This is a genomic window from Kribbella sp. NPDC050281 (genome assembly GCF_040655855.1).
In the GTDB taxonomy this organism is placed as follows: domain Bacteria; phylum Actinomycetota; class Actinomycetes; order Propionibacteriales; family Kribbellaceae; genus Kribbella.
This window is the reverse complement of record NZ_JBFAKS010000006.1, coordinates 217,172-236,904: the sequence shown is the minus strand read 5'-3', so window position 1 is coordinate 236,904 and position 19,733 is coordinate 217,172. Positions and strand designations below refer to the sequence as shown.

Sequence of the window (19,733 nt, the reverse complement as noted above, 5' to 3'; positions counted from 1 at the left end):
CACGCACCTCGCGGCACTTGCCCAGCGCCCACGATGCTCCGCATCGAGGCCACTGCTCAAGCACCCCGATGCACGCACCTGAACACCGAAATCTCCCGCCGAACTTCCGACTCAGGACACTAGCCTTCGACCATGACCGGCCAGCCGTTCGTCCCATCCGACTTCGTCGTCCCCACTGAGCTGATCACGCCGTCGTTCCGGCTGACGCCGCTCGGCCCGGAACACAACGCCGCCGACTACGCCGCGTGGACCGGCAGCATCGACCACATCCGCGCGACCCCGAGCTTCCAGGGCAGTTGGCCGCCGGTCGACGGCATGAGCTCGGAGGCGAACCTGGGCGACCTGCAGCGTCACGCGGACGACTTCGTCCAGCGCCGGGGATTCACCTACACCGTGCTCGAGGCCGGCAGCGGCGAGGTGATCGGTTGCGTGTACATCTATCCGTCCCGCAGCGATGCGCGTATCGCCGATGTTCGTTCGTGGGTCCGCGCCGACCGGGCCGAGTTGGACGTGGCGTTGTACGAAGCCGTCAGTTCCTGGCTGGCCACGCTCTGGCCGTTCGAGACGACCGACTACGCCTCCCGGTAACTCAGATCCAGGATTTGAACCACATTCGGCTGAGCCAGTCGGAGTGGGGGAGGACCTTGTCGGTGAGGATCGGCCAGATGTAGGCGAAGTTCAGCACGACCAGGACGACGAAGGCACCGACGACCGCGCTACCGATCAGGCGACGGGGTGTCGCGTTGCCGAACGCCGATCTGGCCGGGCCGAGGATCTTGCCGAGCACCAAGGCCAGCGCCATCACGGTGAACGGGATCATCGTGACCGCGTAGAAGAAAAAGATCGGTCTGTCGTCGAACGCGAACCACGGCACCCAGCAGGTGACATAGCCGACGATCGGTATCCCGAATCTCCAGTCCCGCGAGCCGATCCACAGCACCAGGGCCGCGATCAACGCCAGCGCTCCGCCCCACCACAGGATCGGTGTACCCAAGGCAGAGATCACCGACAGGCAGTTCTGGCCGGCCGGCGGGTTGCAGCCCGGTGTCCCCGGCTTGATGTCGTTGACCGCGTCGAACCCGATCGGGCGGGCGATGATCGGCCAGCCGGCCGGGTTCGAGGCGTACGGGTGGGTGGCGTTCTTGATGTAGTCGCCGGTGTGGAACGCGAGCACTTCCTCGTGGTAGTGCAGCAGCGATCGGAAGTCGTCCGGGACGATCTTCATCACCCCGGTCGCCGGATTCTTGGACGCGTAGTCGTGGTCGTAGGCGTTGTCGTGCAGCAGCCAGCCGGTCCAGGTCGCCAGATACGTGACGCCCGCGACCAGCACGATGCTGATGAACGCCGGGATGCCGTCGACCAGCACCGACTTGAGGAACGCCAGCCGTACGCCGAGCGCGCGCCGGGCACCGTAGTCCCAGGCGAAGACGAGGATGCCGAAGCCGGCCAGCACCCACACCGCCGACCACTTGGTACCGAGCGCGAGGCCGAAGCAGACACCGGCCAGGATCCGCCAGGGCCGGAACAGCAGCCAGCGGCCGAGGCCACGGCGCTCGCCGTCGGCGACCGGGGTGTCGAGGGACTTCGCGTGCCGGCGCCGGGTCCAGTCCCGGTCGGCGACCAGGCAGGACACCGCGGCCACCAGCCAGAACGCCAGGAAGATGTCGAGCAGCGCGACCCGGGACATCACGAAGTGCAGGCCGTCGACCGCGAGCAGGATGCCCGCGATGCTGCCGATCAGGGTCGACCGGGTCATCCGCCGTACGGTCCGGATCACCAGCAGCACGGTCAGCGCCCCGAACAGGGCCGGCATGAAGCGCCAGCCGAACGTGTTCATCCCGAACAGCTGTTCACCGGCCGCGATCATCCACTTGCCGACCTCGGGGTGCACGGTCAGGCTCGGGGTGTCCTTGAAGACGTCCAGGTTGCCGGCCAGGATCGCCTTGTCCGCGGCGCCCTCCGGCTGGTCGATGAACTGCCGGGCGTACCCGAACTTCAGCAGGCTGAAGGCGTCCTTGGCGTAGTACGTCTCGTCGAAGACGAACTTGGCCGGGTCGCCGAGGTGCCAGAACCGGATGAACGCGGCCAGCGCGGTGATCGCCAGGGTCGCGATCCAGCCGCCCTCGAAGTCGCGCGGCATCGGCGGGTACAACCGTTCCTTGAGCGGTGGCAACCGTCTCCCGAGCACGTCCCGCCCCAGCGTCTCCCGCCCGGCGGCAGCGTCCGCACGGCGCGCGGTTCCGTCCTCGATCACAGCAGTCACGCCCGCCATGGTACGGACGCCCCGGTCACTCCGCCTCAAGGACTGTGCAGATCGACAGGACGTCTCGGGTGGAAAGGCCAGGTCTGAGCGATGCTCAGGCGGGGATCGGACGTCCCGGAACCGACACCTCCTGTCGAGATGCACGCGCCCTAGACTCAGCGGCATGACCGGGCGATTGGTGTTGGCGGGGACTCCTATCGGGGACGTGCTGGACGCCTCGCCGAGGCTGGGGCGAGTGCTGGGCGAGGCCGATGTGGTGGCCGCGGAGGACACGCGGCGGTTGCGGCGGCTGACCTCGGAGCTCGGGATCGTGATCGCGGGCCGGGTGGTCAGCTACTTCGAGGGGAACGAGCGGGAGCGGACGCCGGAGCTGCTGGAGGCGCTGACCTCGGGGCAGACCGTCGTGGTGGTGACGGACGCGGGCATGCCGAGCGTCTCGGATCCCGGATACCGGCTGGTCGCCGCCGCGATCGACGCAGACGTCGAGGTGACCGCCGTACCGGGGCCGTCGGCGGTGCTGACCGCTCTGGCGCTTTCCGGTCTCCCGGTGGACCGGTTCACCTTCGAGGGGTTCCTGCCGCGGAAGCCCGGGGAGCGGTCCCGGCGGCTGACCGACCTGGCGGACGAGCCGCGGACGATGGTGTTCTTCGAGGCGCCGCACCGGCTGACCGCGTCCCTCGAGGCGATGGCGGAGGCCTTCGGCCCGGATCGTCGTACGGCGGTCTGCCGGGAGCTCACCAAGACGTATGAAGAGGTCAAGCGCGGCCCGCTCGACGAGCTCGTGACCTGGTCCAAGGACGGCGTTCGGGGCGAGATCACGGTCGTCGTGTCCGGCGCGGACCCGAACAAGGTCCTCACCCCTGCGGAGCTGGCCGCCGAGGTCGCGACCGACGAGGAGGCGGGTACACCGCGCAAGCAGGCCATCTCGGACGTGGCGAAGCGCTTCAACGTCCCGAAACGGACCGTGTACGACGCCGTCCTGGCCGCCCGAGACCCCGGTAAATAGCCCTGGCGTTCGGCACTACCCTTTTCCTATGTCCGAGAAGGCCTATTACGTCACCACCCCGATCTACTACGTCACGGCACCGCCGCACATCGGCAGCGCCTACACGACGGTGGCCGGGGACGTCCTGACCCGTTGGCACGCCCAGCGTGGCGAGCAGAAGTGGTACCTGACGGGTACCGACGAGCACGGCGAGAAGGTGATGCGCAGCGCCGAGGCGCAGGGCATGTCCCCGCAGGCCTGGACGGACAAGCTGGTCGAGGAGTCCTGGAAGCCGGCCTGGGTCGACGTCGACATCGCGTACGACGACTTCATCCGGACCACCGAGCAGCGCCACACCGAGCGGGTCCGGGAGTTCTGGCAGAAGCTCTACGACAAGGGCGACGTCTACAAGGGCGAGTACGAGGGCCTGTACTGCGTCGGCTGTGAGGAGTTCAAGCTGCCGACGGACATCCGTACTGACTCCGACGGCACCCAGCGGTGCATGATCCACGGCACCGAGCTGGAGAAGGTGTCCGAGACCAACTACTTCTTCCGGCTCTCGGCGTACGCCGACAAGCTGCTGGAGCTGTACGAATCCCAGCCGGACTTCGTCGCTCCCGCCAGCGCCCGCAACGAGGTGATCGCGTTCGTCAAGCAGGGCCTGCAGGACCTCTCGATCACCCGGTCGACCTTCGACTGGGGCATCCCGGTGCCGTGGGACGAGGACCACGTCCTGTACGTCTGGATCGACGCGCTGCTGAACTACGTGACGGCGGCGGGCTACGGCACCGACCCGGAGCGGTTCGAGCGGTTGTGGCCGGTCGACGTCCATCTGGTCGGGAAGGACATCCTCCGGTTTCACGCGGTGATCTGGCCGGCCATGCTGATGGCCGCGGAGGTCGCCGTACCGAAGCAGGTGTTCGCCCACGGATGGCTGCTGGTCGGCGGCGAGAAGATGAGCAAGTCCAAGCTGACCGCGATCGCGCCGCACGAGATCACCGACCACTTCGGGTCGGACGCGTTCCGCTACTACTTCCTGCGCACGATCCAGTTCGGGTCGGACGGGTCGTTCTCCTGGGAGCACCTGAGCGCGGTCTACACCTCGGAGCTCGCCAACGGCCTGGGCAACCTGGCCAGCCGGATCGCGGCGATGGTCGGGAAGTACTTCGACGGTGCGCTGCCGGAGCCGACGGACCACGGGCCGGCCGAGCAGGCGCTGGCCGACAAGCTCGCGCAGACCGTGGCGACCGCGGACAAGGCGATGGACACGCTCGCGTTCCAGGACGCCCTCGCCGCGATCAACGAGCTGGTCGGCGCGGTGAACGGCTACGTGACCGAGCAGGAGCCGTGGAAGGTCGCGAAGGACGAGACCCAGCGGGATCGCCTGGCGACGATCCTGTACTCCGCCGCCGAAGCGTTGCGGGCGGTCGCCGTACTGCACAACCCGACGATGCCGAAGTCGGCCGCGAAGCTGTGGACCCTGCTCGGCGCCGAGGAGAAGCTCGGCGCCCTCAGGGATCAGCGTGTCCAGGACGCCGCCACCTGGGGCCAGCTCCCGGCCGGCGCCACCCTGACCAAGGGCGACCCGCTTTTCCCGCGGCTCGAAGAGGTCTAACTCGGTCGCCTGGTGCTGCGCCCGGCCTCTACAGTCGGGCGCATGACCAGCATCCTGTCCGCCGTGGCCTGGCCGTACGTGAACGGTCCCAGGCACATCGGCCATGTCTCCGGCTTCGGCGTTCCGTCCGATGTGTTCAGCCGGTACCAACGGATGGCTGGGAACGACGTACTGATGGTGTCCGGGACCGACGAGCACGGTACGCCGATCCTCGTCCAGGCGGAGCGGGAAGGCGTCACCCCTCGGGAGCTCGCCGATCGGTACAACCGGGTCATCGTCGAGGACCTACAGGCGCTCGGGCTGTCGTACGACCTGTTCACCCGGACGACTACGCGCAACCACTACGCCGTGGCGCAGGAGATGTTCAGAACCGTTCACCGCAACGGATATCTCGTCCCACGGACCGGCATGGGCGCGATCTCGCCGTCGACCGGCCGCACCCTGCCGGACCGCTACATCGAAGGCACCTGCCCGATCTGCGGGTACGACGGTGCGCGCGGCGACCAGTGTGACAACTGCGGCAACCAGTTGGACGCGATCGACCTGCGGAACCCGCACAGCCGGATCAACGGTGAGACGCCGGTCTTCGTGGAGACCGAGCACATCTACCTGGATCTCCCGGCCCTGGCCGATGCGCTCGGAGCGTGGCTCCGCACCAGGACCGGCTGGCGGCCGAACGTCCTCAAGTTCGCGCTGAACCTGCTGGACGACGTACGCCCGCGGCCGATGACGCGGGACATCGACTGGGGCATCCCGGTGCCGCTGCCGGGCTGGGAGGACAACCCGAACAAGCGCCTGTACGTGTGGTTCGACGCGGTGATCGGGTACCTCTCGGCGAGCATCGAATGGGCTCGGCGGAGCGGTGATCCGGAGGCCTGGCGGAAGTGGTGGTCCGATCCGGAGGCGCTGTCGTACTACTTCATGGGCAAGGACAACATCACCTTCCACGCGCAGATCTGGCCGGCCGAACTGCTCGGCTACAACGCCTCGCCCGGGCCGTACGGCGTGCTGAACCTGCCGACCGAGGTCGTGAGCAGCGAGTACCTGACCCAGGAAGGACGGAAGTTCTCGTCCTCGCGATCGGTGGTGATCTACGTCCGCGACGTACTGGAGCGGTACGGGCCGGACGCGCTGCGGTACTTCATCGCCGTCGCCGGGCCGGAGACGCACGACTCCGACTTCACCTGGTCGGAGTTCGTCCGCCGGAACAACGACGAACTGGTCGGCACCTGGGGCAACCTGGTGAACCGGACCGCGTCGATGATCGCGAAGAACTTCGGCGCGATCCCGGCAGCGGGCGAGCTGACCCCGGCCGATCGCGAACTGCTTGCCAGCAGCAAGGAAGCGTTCGGGACGGTCGGCGATCACCTCGGGCACCACCGGCTCCGGCTCGGCATCGGGGCAGCGATGAAGAACGCCGCGGACGCCAACCAGTACCTCTCCCAGCAGGCGCCCTGGAAGGAGTCCGATCAGGAGCGGAAGGCGACGATCCTGCATGTCGCCGCGCAGGTGGTGGCCGACAGCAACCGGCTGCTCGCGCCGTTCCTGCCGCACTCGGCGCAGAAGGTGCACGAGACGCTCGGCGGGTCCGGAGCGTTCCAGCCGCAGCCGGAGGTTCGTGAGGTCGACGATCTCGACGGCGGGCCGGCGTACCCGATCATCACCGGCGACTACACCACGCAACCACGCTGGGAATCGGAGCCCGTCGTACCGGGAACTCCTGTGCGGCCGCCGACGCCGGTGTTCACGAAGCTGGGGCCGGAGGTGGTCGACGCGGAACTGACGCGTTTGTACAAGCGCGAAGGTGACGACGGTCGTACGGTCGAAGCAGAAAGGAGCTGATGACAATGACCGGCTACCTGGCGACTGCCGAGACCGACATCGCGGCGACTCCTGCGCAGGTCTGGGAGGTGCTGATCGACCCGAAGCAACTGAAGCGGCTGTGGTTCGGTGCCGAGGTGGAGACGGACTGGCAGGTCGGCAGTCCGATCACCTGGAGCGGTGAGTGGGAGGGCAAGCCCTATCAGGACAAGGGCGAGGTCCTCGAGGTCGAGTCCGGCCGCTTGCTGAGGCTGACGCATTTCAGCCCGTTGACCGGACAGCCCGACGTACCTGAGAACTACCACACGCTCACCTACGAGCTGACCGGCGACGAGGCGACCCACCTCAAGCTCACGCAGGACAACAACGCGAGCGAGAAGGAGGCCGAGCACTCCCAGGGCATGTGGGAGATGCTCGTGGCCAAGGTCAAAGAGGCTGCAGAAGGTCAGTAACCTGGACCGCATGTCTGCTGATGGTGTGGAGGTCGACCGGCCGACCCGGGAACGCGCGGCGATCGGGGAGGACGGCCGGTCACGCGACCGGCGTCGCCCGGCGCTGCCCGACCCGCTGCCGATGAGCGTGGTCGACGCGCACTGCCATCTCGACATCGCCGACGGCGAGGACGGCGCCTGGCTGAGCCCGGCCGAGGCGATCCGGATGGCGTCGTCCGTCGGCGTCACCCGGATCGTCCAGGTCGGCTGTGACCTGCCGGGCGCGGTCTGGGCGGTCGAGGCCGCGGAGCAGTACCCGAACCTGATCGCGGGCGTCGCTCTGCACCCCAACGAAGCGCCGAAACTCAAGGCTGCAGGGGAGTTGGACAGCGCGCTGGCCGAGATCGAGCGGCTGGCGCAGACCTCGGACAAGGTCCGCGTGATCGGCGAGACCGGGCTGGACTATTTCCGCACCGGCGAGGACGGGCGGGCCGCACAGCACGAGTCGTTCGCCGCGCACATCGAGCTGGCGAAGCGGCTGGACAAGACGCTGATGATCCATGACCGTGACGCCCACGACGACATCCTGAAGATCCTGGACCGTGAGGGCGTTCCGGACCGGCTGGTGATGCACTGTTTCTCCGGCGACACCGAGTTCGCCCGCAAGTGCGTCGACCGGGGCGCGTTCCTGAGCTTCGCCGGCGTGGTGACGTTCAAGAACGCCCAGTCTCTGCGGGACGCGCTGGCGGTGACTCCGCTCGACCGCGTTCTGGTCGAGACCGACGCGCCGTACCTGACCCCGTCTCCACATCGCGGCCAGCCGAACGCGTCGTACCTGATCCCGCACACGGCTCGGAAGATGGCCGGCGTACTCAACATCTCGGTCGCCGAACTGTGTGGCGCGCTGAGCGACAACGCCGACCGGGCCTTCGGCGGCTCGTGGTAGACGTCCTCACGGACGCCGACATCACGGCCCGGCTCCAGCCCGCCGCCGCGGTCGGCTGGATGCGTGAGGCGATCCTGGCCGCGCACGCGGGGCGACTGCACACGCCGCCGCGGGTCAGCACGGCCCTGGGTGACGGCCGGCTCGTATTCACCACGGGAGCGCTGACGGGGGAGTGGTTCGGCTACCGGTCGTACGACTCGTTCGACACCGATCCCGGCAGCCAGGTGGTCGTGGTGCACGACTGGAACACCGGCGCCGTCCGAGGCATTGCTGTGGGCAACGAACTGGGGCCGCGACGGGTCGGTGCGATCGGCGGTGTCGCGGTCGGCGCGCTGGCGAATCCGGACGCGACGACTCTCGGTTTGATCGGGTCCGGCACCCAGGCGTGGACCCAACTCTGGGCGATCGCCACGGTCCGTCCGCTGTCGTCGGTCGCGATCTTCAGTCGTGACCTGGTACGCCGGAATGCCTTTGCAGCAAGGGTTTCCGCGGAGTTGGGACTGCCCGCGGACGCGGTGGAGTCGGCGCGAGACGCGGTCGAGGGGCGGGACATCGTCGTACTCGCGACGAACAGTCCGGTGCCCGTGATCGACGCCGGCTGGATCGCGCCGGGAGCCTATGTGACGACCCTCGGACCCAAGCAGGTCGGGCGGGCCGAGTTCGGTCCCGACCTGGTTGCCCGGGCGGATGTCGCGGTGACGGACTCGATCGCCCAGACGTCGGCGTACGACCCGCCGTTCATCCTGGTCGGGAGCCCGCAGCACGATCGGCTGACCAGTCTTGGTGCGGTGCTCGCCGGGGACGCTCCGGGGAGGACGAGTGCCGAGCAGACGGTGATCTTCTGCTCGGTCGGGCTCGCGGGCACCGAGGCCTACCTGCTGGCGCGGCTGGTAGACAGTGCCCATGGAGTTCAGTGAGGTAGTGCGGCGGCGCCGGATGGTGCGGAACTTCGACCCCGGCCAGCCGGTGCCGGCAGAGGTCCGGGAGCGGATCCTGGAGAACGGTCTGCACGCCCCGTCCGGCGGTTTCAGCCAGGGGTGGGCGTTCCTGACCCTGGAGGGTGACGATCGGGAGCGGTACTGGGGAATCGCGGCCGCCGACCCCGACGAGAAGTATGTGGGATGGCTCACAGGATTGCGCCGGGCGCCGCTGCTGATCCTCGCCTTCGCGCACAAGGACGCGTACCTCGATCGGTACGCCGAAGCGGACAAGGGCTGGACCGACCGCGACGAGTCCCACTGGACGGCGCCGTACTGGTACGTCGACACCGGGATGGCGGTGCTGCTGATGCTGCAGACGGTCGTCGACGAAGGCCTCGGAGCCTGCTTTTTCGGGCCTCCAGCGGACAAGGTGGGCACGCTGTACGACGAGTTCGGGGTGCCTGCCGGGTTCGACCTGATCGGCCTGCTGGCGGTCGGCCACCGGGCCCCGGACAAGCGCTCCCCGTCGCTGAAACGAGGCCGCCGGAACACGGCCGAAGTGGTGCATCGAGGGCACTGGGGCCATCACCTGGCGTAACTGGCCCATTACACTATTTTGCGACTCGCCGACGAGAGGATTGGCGCTTCCGGGACATCTTCGTTACTGTCTCGTGATATTGGCCGGGATCGGGGAAGGTTCCGGGCAGCGCGCCCCTCGGCGATGACCGTGGTCCCCGGGCCCTGAATTACCCGGAGCTTGCGGCCTTACGCCAGCGCTGTCCGCCCCCGTGCCCGGGTGGCCCTACCTGGGAGCGTTAGTGCGTAAGTCCATCATCGCGGCCGTCGGTGCGACGGCCGCGTTCGCCGTTGCGGGCGGTTCCGTGGCGTACGCCGCGAAAAGCAAGACCGTGAGCCTCTCCGTCGACGGCCAGGTGCAGAAGGTGCACACCTTCGGCTCCACCGTGGCAGACGCCCTGAAGGCCGAGAAAGTTCAGATCGGCGAGCATGACGTCGTCGCCCCGTCACCGGACTCGAAGTTGAAGGACGGCCAGGAGATCGCGGTGCAGTACGGCCGCCAGCTGATCGTCAACGCCGACGGCACCAAGAAGGCCTTCTGGACCACGGAGGACAGCGTGAACGAGGCGCTGGCCGACCTGGGTCTGCGGTACGACAGCGCTGCGGTGTTCTCCACCAGCCGGAGCGCGCCGATCGGGCGCCAGGGCCTGGAGCTCGTGGTCAAGACCCCGAAGACGGTGCAGATCGTCCGGCAGGGCAAGGTCGCGACCGTGAAGTCCATGGCATCGACCGTCGGTGAGGCCCTCACCGGCGCCAAGATCGCCTGGGACTCCGACGACCGGATCAGCCCGGCGGCGACCACCGCCCTCAAGCCCGGTGTGAACCGGGTCGGGTACGTGAAGGTCGACGTCAAGAAGGTCACCAAGACCCTGGCCATCGCGCACGGGACCGACGAGACCAAGTCGGCCACGATGCTCGAGGGCACCACGAAGACCACCACGAAGGGGACCAACGGCTCGAAGGCGGTCACCTACGTGTACACCTACCTGGACGGCAAGCTGACGACCAGCAAGGTGCTCACGACCAAGGTGGTCACCGCGCCGGTCGACGAGAAGGTTCTCGTCGGCACCAAGGCGAAGCCCGTGGAGCCGCCGACCACCGACACCGAGCCGCCGGCGAGTGGCAACACCGGTGCCTGGGACCGGATCGCCGAGTGCGAGTCCGGTGGCAACTGGTCGATCAACTCCGGCAACGGATACTACGGCGGCCTGCAGTTCGACCACGGCACGTGGGCGGCCTACGGCGGCACTGCCTACGCCTACAACGCGAACGGTGCGTCCAAGGCGCAGCAGATCGCGATCGCGGAGAAGGTCAAGGCCGACCGCGGTGGGTACGGCGCCTGGCCGGTGTGTGGCCAGCGAGCCTGACACACTGACGGGGTGACCTCGTCTGATTCATCCACTTCCGCCGGACCGAGACTTCTCGGTCCGGCGGAAGTGCGTTCACTGGCCGCCGCGCTGGGCGTCCGCCCGACCAAGCAGCGCGGCCAGAACTTCGTCATCGACCCGAACACGGTCCGCCGGATCGTCAAGGCCGCAGCGCTGACGGCCGCAGAGACGGTGCTCGAGGTCGGGCCAGGGCTCGGGTCGCTGACACTGGCGCTCTTGGCCGAGGGGCACCCGGTCACCGCGGTCGAGATCGATCCGGTGCTCGCGTCCGCCTTGCCGTCGACGATCGCGACGTACGCCCCGGACCGGGCCGGTGACTTCACGGTGATCGAGGCCGACGCGATGACGGTCGGCCCCGAGCAGATCGGGTCGCCGACGGCGTGTGTCGCCAATCTGCCGTACAACGTCGCCGTACCGGTGCTCCTGCATCTGCTCGAGGTCTCGCCGTCGCTGCGGCACGGGCTCGTGATGGTCCAGTCCGAGGTCGCCGACCGGCTCGCCGCCCCGCCCGGTTCGCGGACGTACGGCGTACCGTCCACGAAGGCCGCCTGGTACGCCGAGGTCCGCCGGGCCGGCCCGGTCGGGCGGAACGTGTTCTGGCCGGCGCCCAACGTCGACTCCGGGCTGGTCGCCTTCGAGCGGCGGGAACCGCCGGTCACCAGTGCGAGCCGGCAGGAGGTGTTCGCGGTGATCGAGGCGGCGTTCTCGCAGCGGCGCAAGACCGTCCGCTCGGCGCTCGCGCGCTGGATGCCGGACCGCGATCGCCTCGACCAGGTGTTCCGCGTCACAGGCATCGATCCGGGCCTGCGCGGCGAGATGCTGGGAATCACGGACTTCGCCGCCCTCGCAGGCGCACGACACGACCAGTCGCCTGTTTGAGGCACTAGCCTGTGCCCGTGTCACCTTCTGCTGAGGTCACGGTGCGGTCGCCGGCCAAGATCAATCTCGGTCTGTCGGTCGGTCCGCCGCGTCCGGACGGGTATCACCCCGTCGCCACGGTCTACCAGGCCGTTGCCCTGTACGACGACGTGACCGCGGTGGTGCGGGACGACGACGCGGCGGTCTCGGTCGAGGCGGTCGGTGATTTCGCGGCCGACGTACCGACCGACGAGACGAACCTCGCCGTCCGCGCGGCGCGGTTGCTGCAGGCGGAGTACGACGTCGAGGAAGGCGTCGCGCTGACGATCCGGAAGACCATCCCGGTCGCCGGTGGGATGGCCGGCGGATCCACTGACGCGGCAGCGACTCTGGTGGCGTGCAATCGGCTGTGGGGCCTGCAGTTGTCGCAGACCGAGTTGCAGAATCTCGCGGCCGAGCTCGGCAGCGACGTACCGTTCTGCCTGGTCGGCCACACCGCGCTCGGCCACGGCCGCGGCGAGCAGGTCACCGAGGTGATGTCGCGCGGTACGTTCCACTGGGTCTTCGCGATCGCCGAGGGTGGACTGTCGACGCCGGCCGTGTACGGCGAGCTGGACCGGCTGCGTCCGCTTCGCCGGGTCGAGTCGCCCGAGGTACGCCCCGAACTCCTCACCGCACTGCTCTCCGGCCGGCCCGACGCACTCGCAGTTGCCCTCGGCAATGACCTCCAGGCGGCCGCTCTCTCCCTGCGCCCCGAGTTGGGCGACACCCTCCAGTTCGGCCTCGACCAGGGCGCTCTCGCGGCCCAGGTCTCCGGCTCCGGTCCCACCTGCCTGTTCCTCGCCGCCGACAGCCGCAGCGCCGTCGATCTCGCCGTAGAACTCGCCGAGTCCGGCCTCTGCCGCATGGTCCGCCAAGCCGAAGCCCCCGTCCCCGGAGCCCGAATCCTCCCCGCCCCCGCCAACCGCTAGGCAACGTCGGGGACCCGGGTACACTTAGCTAAGTGGACTAAGGAGGGTTGATGGGCGAGCCGGCGGTGCAATTCAACATCCACGAGGCGAAGACTCAGCTGTCGCGGATCATTGAGCGGGTCGAGCACGGCGAGGAGGTCATCATCAGCCGGGCGGGACGGCCAGTGGCCAAGGTTGTGCCGCTGCCGACGACCGTACGGCGGGTGGGACGGGGCTCTCTCGCCGGCCGGATCCACCGAGCGGCCGACTGAGACTCTCACGAGACCAACGAGTCCATCGCCCGTGACTTCGGCCTGCCCTCGTGATCACCACACCTGCCCGGCTGCTCCTGGACACGCATGTGCTGCTTTGGTGGCTCGAGGACAGCTCCGAGCTTTCTTATGGTCTGAAGGATCAGATCGATTCGGAGCTCGAGGTGTACGTCAGCGCCGCGACGATCTGGGAGCTGGCCATCAAAACCTCGCTGGGAAAGTTGCAGATCCCGGATGACCTGACAGAGCTGATCGACGAGAGCGGGCTGAGCGAACTACCTGTCCGGTACCGGCACGCGGATGTCGCGGGTCGATTGCCTGCTGTGCATCGTGATCCGTTCGACCGCATGCTGATTGCCCAGGCGCTCACCGAGCGGCTCACGCTGGTCACCCGGGACGAGCTCATTCAGCAGTACGACGTTCCGCTCCTCAAGGCCTGATTTCCTCAGCTTGTCAGGGAATCGGGTGGGGGTGGGGCCAGGGAAGGGTCTACCTCTTCTATTACTGAGGTGCCGGTGGCGCCGTCGAGGCGGTGGTAGTGCTCGGTGAGGGTAAGGGTGCCGGCGGGGGTGTAGGCGGGGGTGCTGGTGACCTGGCCGGCGGTGACGGTGCCGTCGGTGGCGAGTTGGCAGTAGGTGGCGGTGATGACGCCGTCGCCGTCACACGTTCCGACGAGGCGACCGAAGTACAGGCGACCACCGCCGAACTCGGCCCAGATCAGCTTGCCGTTCTGGTGGTAGCGGCCGGTCGGCGCGTCCGGCGGGTTGCCGAGCGGGCGGAAGATCCGGCCGTCGTAGTTCGGGACGTCCATGTCACCGCCCGATCAGGATCGACAGCAACTGATCGACTCCGGGTGCACTCGCAGCCAGCCCGGTCAGCGCCGACCGGACCGCGAGCGCCGGATCGAAACCGCGCGGCCTCAACGCCGCCGCACCCCGCTTCACGTCCTCCTCAGCCAGTACGGCGGGCACCGCCGACGTCTTGACCGCACCGTCGAGCAGCGGTCGCACGTACGCCTCGAACTCCCGGTACGACGACACCGTGAAGTCACTGGCGTAGCGGTCGGGCCGGTCCCACGCGAGATACAGCCGCACGATGTCGACGTCCTCGTCGTGCAGGAAGTCGTTCGCCCAGATCGCGTGGTTCCGGCTGGTCGAGAACTTCGAGCCGTCGAGCGTGTAGAACTCGTTCACCTGCGCCCCGCCGATCGCCTCCGGCGGCACCCCGCAGGCCAGATAGACCGCGGGCCAGAACAGGGCGAAGTAGAACCCGTTGTCGATCCCGTTGAAGTGCCACAGCGCGCCGACCTCGGACCACGCTCGCGAGGTCTCCTCCAGTCCCAAGGCCCCGGGTTGCAGCGACTGCGCGACGCCGTACACGGTGGACAACCCGACCTCGGCGTACACCTCCAGCCGCAGACCCTCGTGCGGGCCGGTGCCTCTGAGTCCCCAGTTGGTCTGATACGCGATGGGTATGTCGGGCAGCCGGTGCTCGAGGTAGTGCGTGACGATCCGGCGAGCGCGGTCCGGGAGTTCGGCGCGCAACCAGATCTCGATCAGTTCCTGGCGGTAGTCCTCCATCGACAGCACCGGGACGTTCGCCTGGAACGGTTTCGGTGCGCCACCGCAGCGGTTGCAGACCGGGTCCACGAGGTTCTCCGCCGAGGTGTAGCCGCCGCAGCCCTCGCAGCCGCCACCCGCGGCCTCCGATCCACACCAGGCGCAGGTGCCGACGACGTACGACTGGTGCAGCGTGCGTCCGCAGTCCTCGCAGGCCAGCAACGTCAGCCTGCGCATGGGGAACCGCCCGGCCTCGGTCAGGTCGGCGGCGAGGGAGGTGACGCCGTGCTGGTACGCCGAACTTTGCGGGTCGAGGAACACGTCGTACTGGATTCTGGCGGCATCCAGTGCTTCGACGATCTCGTCCCGGTAGGACGCGGCCAGTTTCTCGACGTCGACGCCCTCCTTCTCGGCGCGGGTCAGCACCCAGTTCTGGTGGACGTCGAAACCGGCGGTCGTCACCACCCGCTCGCCACGCGCCCGCGCCGCCCGGGCCGCGATGTCCGCGGCCAGGTACGGCCCGGACAGGTGCCCGACGTGCAGCGGGCCGTTGGCCGTCGCCGGCGGCACGACGACAACGGTCACACCGGTGGAGGTGATCATGCGGCGGCTCCTACCTCGGGGCGGCAGTGTGTGCGGCCGAACCCCGATCACTCTCCTCACAGGGCCGGTCGCAGTCCGCGAGATTACTCCCCGGAGCCGTCACCCGCTAGCCTGGAAACCCTTGAAAACAAAGGGTTTTCAGACCGCGGGGCGAAGCGAACGTTTGACTACGGTGCCTGGAAGAAGCAGCAGCCGCCCATCGCGCCGGTGGACATGCCGACCACGCCACCGTCGAGATCACGCGATCCGCGGATCAGGAATCCGCCCAAGCCGCCGGCGACCAGGAACGCTCCCCAGGTCAGCAACCACTGCTCGTCCCCGTCATCGGTCAGGAACGTCTCCGGCACCGGATGGATCCGGCGTTGCAGTACCCACGGGTTGCCCATCGCGCTGTCGAGCCGGTCGGCCCAGGTCGCCGCGTCGGTCTGCCAGCCGAGCAGTACGCCGTCCCCGCCGTGCAGCGCGGTCGGCTTGAGGACGAGCTCCTGCTGGTTGGCGATCGCGTACTCCCGGAGATCCGCCTGCCGCCCGTCGACGGTGACCTGACCAGTGCGGACCATCCGCGTCCACGGGAGGATGCGGTCGAGGACCGCGAGTTCGTCGGCCGGGTAGCGATCGCGGTACGCCTCGTCGGACAGCAGCGCGAGCGATCCCTTGCTGCCGTACAGCTCGGCGTCGAGCGGGGTGAAGATCGCGACGTGCCCCCGCTCGGCCGCCTGCAGGACGGGCTCGAGCATCTCGACCGCACCCGGCTTCAGCAGGTCCTCGATCATGAACAACCGGAACACCACGTCGATCGCCTGATCGCCGAGCCACACCCGGTCGTCGGCGTACGTCAGCGCGTCCACAGGGCAGGGCAGCGCGTCGATCCCCATCGGCGCCAGCATCGCGGCGCTCTTGTGCAACTGCCGCTCGAGGTCGGGGTAGCTGTCCGGGAAGTCGGCGATCGCCATCACCGGCCGTACGCCGGTCGGCACCTTCGCCTCGGTCAGGATCGTCCGGACGACCTCCTCCATCGTCTCGGTGAAGGTGAGTCGATGCTCGTCGGTGAACTCGGCGAAGAACGGCAGCTCCAGCCACGCCCGGTTCAGCACCGGGTTGTCCACCCCGCCGACGGTGCTGCCCATGTTGATCTCGAGCAGATGGAAGCCCTGCTCGTCCTTGTACAGATCCGCGCGACCCATCCGGCTCGGGGCCGCCCCGCGACCGCGAACAACGGCCTCGGTCTGCGCCTCGGTCAGGCCGACCGCGCGGGCGAACGCCCCCAGGTCGCCGTTGAACACGCGCTCCGGCAGCCGGGTCAGGGCAGAGTGCAGCAGATCCAGGTCTGTTGTCAGCCGGCCGTACTCGGCCGCGTCCAGGAAGGCCGGACGGCTGAGGGACCGGCCGAGGAACGTGGTGGCGTCGAGCTTCGGGTCGACGGCCGCGCGGATCGCGCTCGGCGTGGGACCCCGGGTGATGGCGGCGGCGAGATAGTCGTCCGTCAGAGACATGAGAACTCCTTGTCCTCCCCAGCGGCCGCCCTGGAAGTCCCGTTCCGCGAAGTATGTAACGGGACCTGGGCGGCTGCGTGGGCGGCAGGTTAGTCGGCGCCGATCGCCTCCTGAAAGGGCTGACGGGAAAATCGCTCGCGACGCACCGGGCCCGGGGTTACCATCCAAGCGTTTGCCATCGAAGGTCCGAATGACCAGGACCAGTGACAGGAGACCGGGATGCGCCGCGCAGTGATCTACCTCGACAGGACTGATCACTTCGACGTACTCGCGAGGACCCTTGAACTCTCTGACGATGGGCATTGTGGCGCATGTCGACGCCGGTAAGACGAGCCTGACCGAGCGGCTGCTGTACGCCGCCGGTGTGATCGACCGGGTCGGCCGGGTCGATGCGGGCGACACCCAGACCGACTCGATGGACCTCGAGCGGAAGCGTGGCATCACCATCCGCTCGGCGGTGGTGTCGTTCGAGTTGGGTGACCTGAGTGTCAACCTGATCGACACCCCCGGTCACTCCGACTTCATCGCCGAGGTCGAGCGGGCGCTGTCCGTGCTGGACGGCGCCGTGCTGGTGATCTCGGCGGTCGAGGGTGTGCAGGTCCAGACCCGCCTGCTGATGCGGACGCTGGCCCGGCTGCGCATCCCGACCTGCCTGTTCGTGAACAAGATCGACCGGGTCGGCGCCCGCTACGACGAGTTGCTCGCGGACATCGCGCGGTTGCTGACGACGTCCGCCGTACCGATGGGATCGGTGCACGAGCTCGGGACGCGGACGGCACGGTTCTCGCCGTTCTCCCTGCAGAACAAGGGACTTGGGGAATTGCTTGCCGAGCGCAATGACGAGTTCCTGGCCAGGTATCTGGACGACTCGTTGTCGGTGGACGACTATGCGGCCGAGTTGCGGCGGCAGGTGGGGGCCGCGCAGGTTCATCCGGTGTACTTCGGGTCGGCGATGACCGGCGACGGGGTGCCGGAGCTGATCGAAGGCATTCGGTCGTGGTTGCCGCGGGCAACGGCTGGCCCGTCGGACGACCTGCGGGCCCGGGTGTTCAAGGTCGAGCGGGGTGCGGCCGGGCAGAAGATCGCGTCGGCCCGGGTGTTCGCCGGTTCGCTCTCGTCCCGCGCGTATGTCGACGTGCACCCTGCGGACGGGCCGTCGTACCAGGCTCGCCCGACGGCCGTGGACGTCTTCGAGCACGGGTCGCGGCGGTCCGTCGAGCGAGCGGAGGCTGGTCAGATCGTGGCGTTGCGCGGGTTGAAGGAGATCCGGATCGGCGATCAGCTCGGCGTACGGTCGTCCGGCGTCGGGCAACTGTTCGCGCCGCCGACGCTCGAAACCGTCGTCTCTGCCCGGGATCGGATGAGGCTCTTCCAGGCGCTCAGCCAGCTCGCCGAGCAGGATCCGCTGATCCGCGTGCGCAAGGCGGAGGACCTCACTGTGAGCCTGTACGGCGAGGTGCAGAAGGAGGTGATCGCCTCGTTGCTGGAAAGCGAGTACGGGTTGGCGGTCACCTTCAGCGAGACCAGTCCGATCTATGTCGAACGGGTGGACGGCGTGGGAACGTCGTACCGGGAGATGGGTGCTGCCGACAACCCTTGGACGGCGGGCGTCGGTTTCCGCGTCTCACCGCTTGCCGAGGGCATCGATTACCGGCTCGAGGTCGAGCTGGGGGCGCTCCCGCGGGCGTTCCACACGGCGATCGAGGAGACGGTCCGGCAGACCCTGCAGCAGGGCTTGTCGGGCTGGGAGATTCCGAGCTGCCGGATCGACCTCACCTACACCGAATACAGCAGCGTGGGCACGGTCGCCGCCGACTTCCGTCGCCTGGTCCCGCCGGTCCTGATGCAGGCCATTCACGACGCCGGGACGACGGTGCTGGAGCCCATCAACCATTTCGAGCTCGACATCCCGCCTGACTCGATCTCCCGCGTCCTCGGCCACCTCGCCGAATCCCGCGGCCTGGTCGACCACACCACCCTGCACCCCGACCACGCCCACCTCGAAGGCACCATCCCCGCCGCCACCACCCACCCCTTCGAGTCCCACCTCCCCACCCTCACCCATGGCGAAGCCCTCCTCACCACGACCTTCCACACCCACCACCCCGTCCCCGCCCCAGCCCCCACCCGCCCCCGAACCGACGGAAACCCCCTGAACCACAACGAATACCTGGTCCACCTCAACCGCCAATAGGTTCAGAAGGGTTGGAGGGTGGTGTGGAGTTTGGTGAGGGTTTCGGGGGCTGGGCCGAAGTGGGCCAGGACGCAGAGGTGTTCTCGGAGGTGGAGGAGCGGGAGGCGGTCCAGCCAGCCGGGGCTCAGGGGGTGGAGTTCTTGGTAGGCGTCGTAGAAGGGGGTGGGGATGTTGCCGCAGCCATGGAGCATGGAGAGTTCGGCTTCGGGCCAGCCGTAGTAGACGGCGGGGTCGATCAGGGCGGGAGCCGGTAGGAGGTTGCCGTGCCAGAGGTCGCCGTGCAGGAGGGACGCGGGCTGCGGCGGGATCAGGTCGGGCAGGCGGTTGGCGAGGCGTTCCAGGCGGCGGCGGTCGTCGGGGGAGAGGGCGTTGTAGCAGTTGGGGACTTCGAGGTAGCGGAGCAGGCGGTGCTCGGCGAAGAAGGCGTGACCGTCGTCGTTCCACGGATTGCGTTGCGGGAGCACGCCCAGGTAGTTGTCCTGGTGATAGCCGAACTTGTCCGCGGTCTGCTGGTGCTGCACGGCCAACCGACGGCCGGCATCACGCCAGAAGTCGTCAGAGTCCGCCGGCAGCGACGACGGCCCAAGGTCGGACAGAACGATGAACGTCGGCGTAACCCGCAGCACCTCCGGTACGACGAACGCCCCCGGCACGCCCAGCGTCTCGAGCCCATCCGCCTCGAGCGCATACAGATCAACCGGTACGTCGTCGTGCGTCTTCACGATCACCGACCGGCCGAGCGTCGTACTCACGCGATAGGTCTTGCTCGCGTACCCACCGTCCACCGGTGAGGCGCTCACGGCGTCGCCGAAGGAGAGGCCGTCGAGCCAGGCGGGATTCAGCACGTGGACGATCCTGG

General features: G+C 68.3%; 19 protein-coding genes. 14 read left to right on the top strand and 5 right to left on the bottom strand.

Going from position 1 to position 19,733, the window contains the following annotated elements; translation table 11 throughout:
• Nucleotides 1-132: 132 nt before the first annotated feature.
• Nucleotides 133-588: a hypothetical protein gene (locus AB0I34_RS09560; RefSeq protein ID WP_360442202.1), complete on the top strand. Its 456-nt coding sequence runs from the start codon at nt 133-135 to the stop codon at nt 586-588.
• 1 nt (nt 589) lies between these two features.
• On the opposite strand, the gene AB0I34_RS09555 is transcribed toward AB0I34_RS09560, so the two are convergent.
• Entirely contained in the window at nt 590-2,272 is a 1,683-nt protein-coding gene (locus AB0I34_RS09555) for a phospholipid carrier-dependent glycosyltransferase (protein ID WP_360442199.1), read from the bottom strand.
• Nucleotides 2,273-2,426: 154 nt separating this feature from the next.
• Here AB0I34_RS09555 and rsmI point away from each other — a divergent pair, with 154 nt between their 5' ends.
• The 12 genes from rsmI (at nt 2,427) to AB0I34_RS09495 (ending at nt 13,465) form a co-directional block, all read left to right on the top strand.
• Nucleotides 2,427-3,269, top strand: a complete 843-nt coding sequence (gene rsmI / locus AB0I34_RS09550; RefSeq protein ID WP_360442196.1) for a 16S rRNA (cytidine(1402)-2'-O)-methyltransferase — start codon at nt 2,427-2,429, stop codon at nt 3,267-3,269.
• Nucleotides 3,270-3,297: 28 nt separating this feature from the next.
• Nucleotides 3,298-4,863 carry a methionine--tRNA ligase gene (metG, locus tag AB0I34_RS09545; protein WP_360442193.1) on the top strand — a complete coding sequence of 522 codons (1,566 nt, stop codon included), beginning with the start codon at nt 3,298-3,300 and terminating at the stop codon, nt 4,861-4,863.
• A 42-nt stretch (nt 4,864-4,905) separates the two neighbouring features.
• Nucleotides 4,906-6,705 (top strand): methionine--tRNA ligase, encoded by a 1,800-nt coding sequence (gene metG / locus AB0I34_RS09540; RefSeq protein WP_360442191.1) that lies wholly within the window; start codon nt 4,906-4,908, stop codon nt 6,703-6,705.
• Nucleotides 6,706-6,710: 5 nt separating this feature from the next.
• Nucleotides 6,711-7,136 (top strand): SRPBCC domain-containing protein, encoded by a 426-nt coding sequence (locus AB0I34_RS09535; RefSeq protein ID WP_360442188.1) that lies wholly within the window; start codon nt 6,711-6,713, stop codon nt 7,134-7,136.
• A gap of 10 nt (nt 7,137-7,146) precedes the next feature.
• Entirely contained in the window at nt 7,147-8,061 is a 915-nt protein-coding gene (locus tag AB0I34_RS09530) for a TatD family hydrolase (protein WP_360442185.1), read from the top strand.
• Nucleotides 8,055-8,978, top strand: a complete 924-nt coding sequence (locus AB0I34_RS09525) for a hypothetical protein (RefSeq protein WP_360442182.1) — start codon at nt 8,055-8,057, stop codon at nt 8,976-8,978. Before AB0I34_RS09530 ends, AB0I34_RS09525 begins: the two co-directional genes overlap by 7 nt.
• Nucleotides 8,965-9,579 carry a nitroreductase family protein gene (locus AB0I34_RS09520; protein WP_360442179.1) on the top strand — a complete coding sequence of 205 codons (615 nt, stop codon included), beginning with the start codon at nt 8,965-8,967 and terminating at the stop codon, nt 9,577-9,579. Before AB0I34_RS09525 ends, AB0I34_RS09520 begins: the two co-directional genes overlap by 14 nt.
• A 220-nt stretch (nt 9,580-9,799) precedes the next feature.
• Nucleotides 9,800-10,924 (top strand): ubiquitin-like domain-containing protein, encoded by a 1,125-nt coding sequence (locus tag AB0I34_RS09515; RefSeq protein ID WP_360442176.1) that lies wholly within the window; start codon nt 9,800-9,802, stop codon nt 10,922-10,924.
• A gap of 69 nt (nt 10,925-10,993) precedes the next feature.
• The gene (gene rsmA, locus AB0I34_RS09510; RefSeq protein ID WP_360442173.1) at nt 10,994-11,824 is read left to right on the top strand and encodes a 16S rRNA (adenine(1518)-N(6)/adenine(1519)-N(6))-dimethyltransferase RsmA; all 831 of its coding nucleotides are present in this window, start codon (nt 10,994-10,996) and stop codon (nt 11,822-11,824) included.
• Between the two features lie 17 nt (nt 11,825-11,841).
• Nucleotides 11,842-12,774: a 4-(cytidine 5'-diphospho)-2-C-methyl-D-erythritol kinase gene (locus AB0I34_RS09505; protein ID WP_360442170.1), complete on the top strand. Its 933-nt coding sequence runs from the start codon at nt 11,842-11,844 to the stop codon at nt 12,772-12,774.
• Nucleotides 12,775-12,824: 50 nt separating this feature from the next.
• Entirely contained in the window at nt 12,825-13,025 is a 201-nt protein-coding gene (locus AB0I34_RS09500; protein ID WP_360442167.1) for a type II toxin-antitoxin system prevent-host-death family antitoxin, read from the top strand.
• A gap of 50 nt (nt 13,026-13,075) precedes the next feature.
• A complete protein-coding gene (locus AB0I34_RS09495) occupies nt 13,076-13,465 on the top strand; it encodes a type II toxin-antitoxin system VapC family toxin (protein WP_360442165.1) in 390 nt (129 codons plus the stop codon).
• Nucleotides 13,466-13,470: 5 nt separating this feature from the next.
• On the opposite strand, the gene AB0I34_RS09490 is transcribed toward AB0I34_RS09495, so the two are convergent.
• From AB0I34_RS09490 to AB0I34_RS09480, 3 genes are all read right to left on the bottom strand, one after another.
• On the bottom strand, nt 13,471-13,836 hold the full coding sequence (locus AB0I34_RS09490) for a hypothetical protein (protein WP_360442162.1): 366 nt from the start codon (nt 13,834-13,836) through the stop codon (nt 13,471-13,473).
• 1 nt (nt 13,837) lies between these two features.
• Nucleotides 13,838-15,187 (bottom strand): class I tRNA ligase family protein, encoded by a 1,350-nt coding sequence (locus tag AB0I34_RS09485; protein ID WP_360442159.1) that lies wholly within the window; start codon nt 15,185-15,187, stop codon nt 13,838-13,840.
• A gap of 167 nt (nt 15,188-15,354) precedes the next feature.
• The gene (locus AB0I34_RS09480) at nt 15,355-16,680 is read right to left on the bottom strand and encodes a hypothetical protein (RefSeq protein ID WP_360442156.1); all 1,326 of its coding nucleotides are present in this window, start codon (nt 16,678-16,680) and stop codon (nt 15,355-15,357) included.
• Nucleotides 16,681-16,975: 295 nt separating this feature from the next.
• Here AB0I34_RS09480 and AB0I34_RS09475 point away from each other — a divergent pair, with 295 nt between their 5' ends.
• On the top strand, nt 16,976-18,874 hold the full coding sequence (locus AB0I34_RS09475) for a translation factor GTPase family protein (protein WP_360442153.1): 1,899 nt from the start codon (nt 16,976-16,978) through the stop codon (nt 18,872-18,874).
• 2 nt (nt 18,875-18,876) lie between these two features.
• On the opposite strand, the gene AB0I34_RS09470 is transcribed toward AB0I34_RS09475, so the two are convergent.
• Complete coding sequence (locus tag AB0I34_RS09470; RefSeq protein WP_360442150.1) at nt 18,877-19,719, bottom strand: fructosamine kinase family protein; 843 nt, start codon at nt 19,717-19,719, stop codon at nt 18,877-18,879.
• Nucleotides 19,720-19,733: the final 14 nt, after the last annotated feature.